Genomic DNA, 4,455 nt, shown 5'->3' on the forward strand with positions numbered 1-4,455 from the left:
GGCTTTCGTCCTGTGTCGGGGGCGGGGAGATGTGTAAAGGGGGGGGGGGGGGGGGTGGGCCGCAGCTCCGGTACCCTAGGCAACCTCCGCCGCCTCCACCGCAATCCGATACCGCGTCATGAACCGCTCCCCCGCGCTGAACCGCCGCGCCGTCTTCGTGCCTCGCCGCGAGATCGGATTATCCGCCACCGAAATCTGCGGCCCCAGGTCGAACGCCGAGCAGATCGGCTCAACCCCCAGTGCCAGGTGCCGGCCGTTCCACGGCGCCATCTGCCGGCCGCGGTTCGACATCCAGAGCAGGGCGCTGGGATAGTGCTCCTTGTTCCAAGTGAGCCGCACCCGATAGCCCTCGGCGCTGTTCCACAGCGAGGCGGTGCCGGGCATGTCGAGCAGCTGCAGAATTTCCTCGGTCGCCTGCACCAGCGGCACCCTGCTGACATCGAGCTGCGACCCGTCCTTCAACGCCACATCGCGCCACGGCGTCTGGAACCGGCCCTGTTGGAAGATCGAAGTGTCGTCGACGGGTCCGGGGAAGGTGGCGCCGGTGATCTCGTCGCCCACTTCGATATGCAGGGCGCCGACCTTGCTCGGCAGCCGGAACGAGGGATGGAGGCCCAGCGGCAGCGTGCAATCGGCTCGCACCTCGATCACGAGTTCGAAGTCGAGCGCCGTGGTCTGAGGGTCGGGCGTAACGCGGCGGTGCAGCGCCTTGATCGGGTGACCCTCGGGGTAGGCGATACTCAGCCCGATGCTGCCATCGGCTGCGGCCTCGAACTGCCAGTCATGGTTGGAGCTGAAGCCATGCGGACCGGTATCGACCGTCGGGTTCGCCGCCGACCCCGGCCAGTCGCCGTTCGCCGGGCGATCCCCGTCGACTCCGAACGGCACGCAGGGCCACTCGCCGCGCAGCCGCTTCAAAATGCCGGGCAGGGCCTCGCCACCGGGTTCGTTCGCCCATGGCGCCACCTGGAACGGCGCCACCTGCCGGCCGTCGGGCAACACGAACAGCGTCGGCCCGATCATCCCGCCCAGGCTCTCGACGCTGACCACGCCATGCGCCCAGACCAGCGACCGCGTTTCACCCAGTTTGGTCATCGTCATTCCCTTGTTTTCGTTCGTCCGACACTCGCCCATGACGGCTGCGCCGACAATCCGCCGTTCAGCGCTTCGTCGCCTCATAGGCCGCGAGCACCGCGGCTACGGTACCGCGGACGTGTTCCGCGTTGATCCGTGCGGCGGCCTCCGGATCGCGGCGCCGGAACGCCTCGAGCAGCGCATGGTGTTCGGCGCGTACCCGCTCGGCAAACGCCTTGTCGCGCCCGTGCTTGTTCATCAGCCCTTCGCTCAGGCCATAGTAACGCGCGATGAGATCGGCCGCTTCGACATTGCCGCCATGGGTGTTGATGAAGCGATGGAAGATGCGATTGGCGGCGTCGATGCGGGCCCAGTCCATCGCCTCGATCGCCGCATCATGCTCGACCTGCAAGGCCTCGAGCTGGCGCAGCGACGACAGCGACGCCTCCTCGGCGAACTGCCGGGCGAGGTAGCATTCAAGTGCTTCGCCGATCTCACTGGAGTGGACCAGCCGGTTGCGGTCGAGCTGGCGAACCCGCGCTCCGTGATTGGGGATCATCTCCACCAGCCCCTCGCCCTCGAGCTGCTGCAACGCCTCGCGCACCGGCTGCACGCTCACCCCGAAGCGGTCGGCGATCGCCGTCATGGTCAGCCGGCCACCCAGCGGGATGTCGCCGGCGAGGATTTCGGTGCGCAGCAGGTTGGTGACCCGCTGGTAGCTGGTCTCGGTCTTGGGGTCGGAGCCGCCGCGGCGCTTACGAGGGGCCGAACTGTCCTGGATCATGAAACCTCACATCGTATACGATGTTGACACATTTGATACGATCTTGCATCGTCCTATACGTTGCGCGGGACGGGGAGGTCCAGCGCATTCCTGATGGGCCGCGCATCGCCGCCTGATCCAAAAACACAAGGCAATACCCATGGATCGCAACGACTACCGCGGTATCTTCGTGATCGTCACGACGCCGTTCACCGATGATTTCCGGCTGGATGAGGCGGCGCTGGAGCGCACCCTCGATTTCTGCCTCGCGGCGGGCGTCCATGGCGTCGTCGCCAATGCACTGGCCAGCGAGGGTTTCTACCTCAGCGAAGCCGAGCGCCGGCGCGCTGCGGAGATCGTCGTCAATAAGGCCAAGGGCAAGGTGCCGGTGATCATCGCCGTCTCGGCCCCACACTACCACCTCGCGGTCGAGTTCGCCCGCCATGCCGAGCAGATCGGCGCCGACGCGGTGATGTCGCTGCCGCCGACGCTGCACCCCTCGAGCCCGGCCGACATCAAGGCGCACTATAAGGCGATCGGCGCTGCCACCGCGCTGCCCCTGGTGATCCAGAACGTCTCGGGGCAGGGCGCCTCGCCGCTGAGCGCCGGGCTGATCGCCGAGCTGGTGAGCGAGATCCCCACCGCCCGCTTCGTCAAGGAAGAGTCCGGCTACCCGGCCCAGACGGTCGGCGAGATCATCCGGCTCTGCGGCGACAAGCTCGAGGGGGTGATGGGCGGCAAGGCCGGCAAGACCCTGATGGAGGAAGTCCGCCACGGCGTCTCCGGCACCATGCCGGCCTGTGAGATCGCCGATGTGCACGTGGCGCTGTGGAACGCCATCGAAGCCAAGGACGACAAGCGCGCCCGGAACATCTTCCAGCGCCTGCTGCCGCTGCTCGACATGGAGAGCAATTACGGCATGCCGCTGATGAAGGAGGTGCTGAAGGCGCGCGGCGTCATCCCCAGCGCTGCGGTGCGTCAGTCCGGCTTCCGCGCGCTCGACGCTGCCGCCCGAGCCGAGGCCGCCGCCATCATGGATGACCTCGCCGACCTGATGCTCCCCGCCTACACGCACCGCCGCTGAGCGGCAAACTAACCTCGAGAAAGCAAGATGACCGACACGCAGCTGGGGCGAATCGAAAACGCCATAACCACCCATTCCAACCCGTCCGAGCTCCGCATCACCGACATGCGGCTCGCGGTGGTGGCCGCCAATTACGACTACCCGATCCTCAGGATCGACACCAACCAGGGCGTTTACGGGCTCGGCGAAGTGCGCGACGCCGGCCATGCCAGCAACGCGTTGCAGTTCAAGTCGATGCTGGTCGGGCAGAACCCCTGCAACGTCGACATGATCTTCCGCACCATCAAGCGCTTCGGCAACTGGGGCCGCGAGGGTGGCGGCGTCTCGGGCATCGAGATCGCGCTGATGGACCTGATCGGCAAGGTCTATGGCGTGCCGCGCTACCAGCTGCTCGGCGGCAAGCATCGCGACAAGGTCCGGCTCTACGGCGACACCCCGACCCCCGACGATCCGACGCCTGAGGACTTTGTCGCCGCGGTGCTCGGCCGTCGTGACCGGGGTCTGACCTGGATCAAGTTCGACTTGAGGCCGTCGCTGTTCGAGACCGGCGACAGCCCGCTGATCGGCAACGACGCCAGATACGACTTCGCCTACGAAGAGGGGCGGCCATTCAAGGCGCCGATGCATGGCCGCGGCGTCAAGCTCACCGATGCCACTATCGAACGTGCCGCGCACGTCGTCGGCGAGGTCCGCAAGGCCGTCGGCCCCAACGTACAGATCTGCGTCGATCACTTCGGCGAAGGCTATCTCACCTCCGACGAGGTCATCCGGCTCGGCAAGGCGCTCGAAAAGTTCGATCTCGCCTGGATGGAAGACCCGGTGTCGCGCTTCGATATCCCTGGCCACAAGAAGATCGCCGATGCGCTGCTGACCCCGATCGCCGCCGGCGAGGATCTCTATCTGCGTGATGGTTTCCGCGAGGCGATCCGCACCCGCGCCTTCGACATCGTCCACCCGGACCTGCTCACTTCGGGCGGCCTGATGGAGACCAAGCGCATCTCTGACGACGCCGAAGAAGAGGGCATCCCGACGGCTTTGCACTGCGCCGGCTCGCCGATCGGCTTCATGGCGAATATCCACACCGCCGCCTCGATCTCGAGCTTCCTCGCCTGCGAGCATCACGGCCTCGACCTGCCGTTCTGGGAGAGCCTCGTCACCGGGCTCGAGCCCAACTACATGGCCGATGGCTACGTCACCGTGCCCGACAAGCCGGGCCTCGGCATCGACCTCAACCTCGAGGCGATCGAAGCAAACCTCCGTACCCCCGGGACCATGTTCCTCCCCACCGACGAGTGGAACACCCCAAAACTCGGCTTCTGGCGACCGGACGATCGCTGGCCCGAGTAACCCAGCTATGCGACATCGGCGCTGGACTCACGCCGGTCATGGGTCTATGTGAACCCTGTTGTCGGGCTTCGCCGCCCGATGACTGAGGCCCAGCTGGAGTTCCACCTCCTAGTCTGGGCCTCTCTAATTTCCGGGGCTAGAGCGCTCGCCGCCGGCCGCCGGTGGCTGCTGACCCCCACCCCTGTCC

4 protein-coding genes are annotated in these 4,455 nt (G+C 66.4%); 2 read left to right on the forward strand and 2 right to left on the reverse strand.

Translation table 11 applies throughout. The features are described 5' to 3' along the window. Nucleotides 1-75 precede the first annotated feature (75 nt). Together VW23_RS19585 and VW23_RS19590 are read right to left on the reverse strand one after the other, a co-directional pair. Complete coding sequence (locus VW23_RS19585) at nt 76-1,095, reverse strand: hypothetical protein (protein WP_069911225.1); 1,020 nt, start codon at nt 1,093-1,095, stop codon at nt 76-78. A gap of 64 nt (nt 1,096-1,159) precedes the next feature. Continuing rightward, a complete protein-coding gene (locus VW23_RS19590; protein WP_069911222.1) occupies nt 1,160-1,858 on the reverse strand; it encodes a GntR family transcriptional regulator in 699 nt (232 codons plus the stop codon). Between the two features lie 139 nt (nt 1,859-1,997). On the opposite strand from VW23_RS19590, the gene VW23_RS19595 reads away from it, so the two are divergent. Continuing rightward, the gene (locus VW23_RS19595; RefSeq protein WP_069911223.1) at nt 1,998-2,921 is read left to right on the forward strand and encodes a dihydrodipicolinate synthase family protein; all 924 of its coding nucleotides are present in this window, start codon (nt 1,998-2,000) and stop codon (nt 2,919-2,921) included. Nucleotides 2,922-2,948: 27 nt separating this feature from the next. Further along, complete coding sequence (locus tag VW23_RS19600) at nt 2,949-4,268, forward strand: mandelate racemase/muconate lactonizing enzyme family protein (protein WP_069911224.1); 1,320 nt, start codon at nt 2,949-2,951, stop codon at nt 4,266-4,268. Nucleotides 4,269-4,455: the final 187 nt, after the last annotated feature.

Source organism: Devosia insulae DS-56 (assembly GCF_000970465.2).
GTDB classification, from domain to species: domain Bacteria; phylum Pseudomonadota; class Alphaproteobacteria; order Rhizobiales; family Devosiaceae; genus Devosia_A; species Devosia_A insulae.

Coding starts and splice junctions, on each gene's coding strand:
- VW23_RS19585 (WP_069911225.1), bottom strand. CDS start 1,095: ATGACCAAACTGGGTGAAACGCGGTCGCTGGTCTGGGCGCATGGCGTG.
- VW23_RS19590 (WP_069911222.1), bottom strand. CDS start 1,858: ATGATCCAGGACAGTTCGGCCCCTCGTAAGCGCCGCGGCGGCTCCGAC.
- VW23_RS19595 (WP_069911223.1), top strand. CDS start 1,998: ATGGATCGCAACGACTACCGCGGTATCTTCGTGATCGTCACGACGCCG.
- VW23_RS19600 (WP_069911224.1), top strand. CDS start 2,949: ATGACCGACACGCAGCTGGGGCGAATCGAAAACGCCATAACCACCCAT.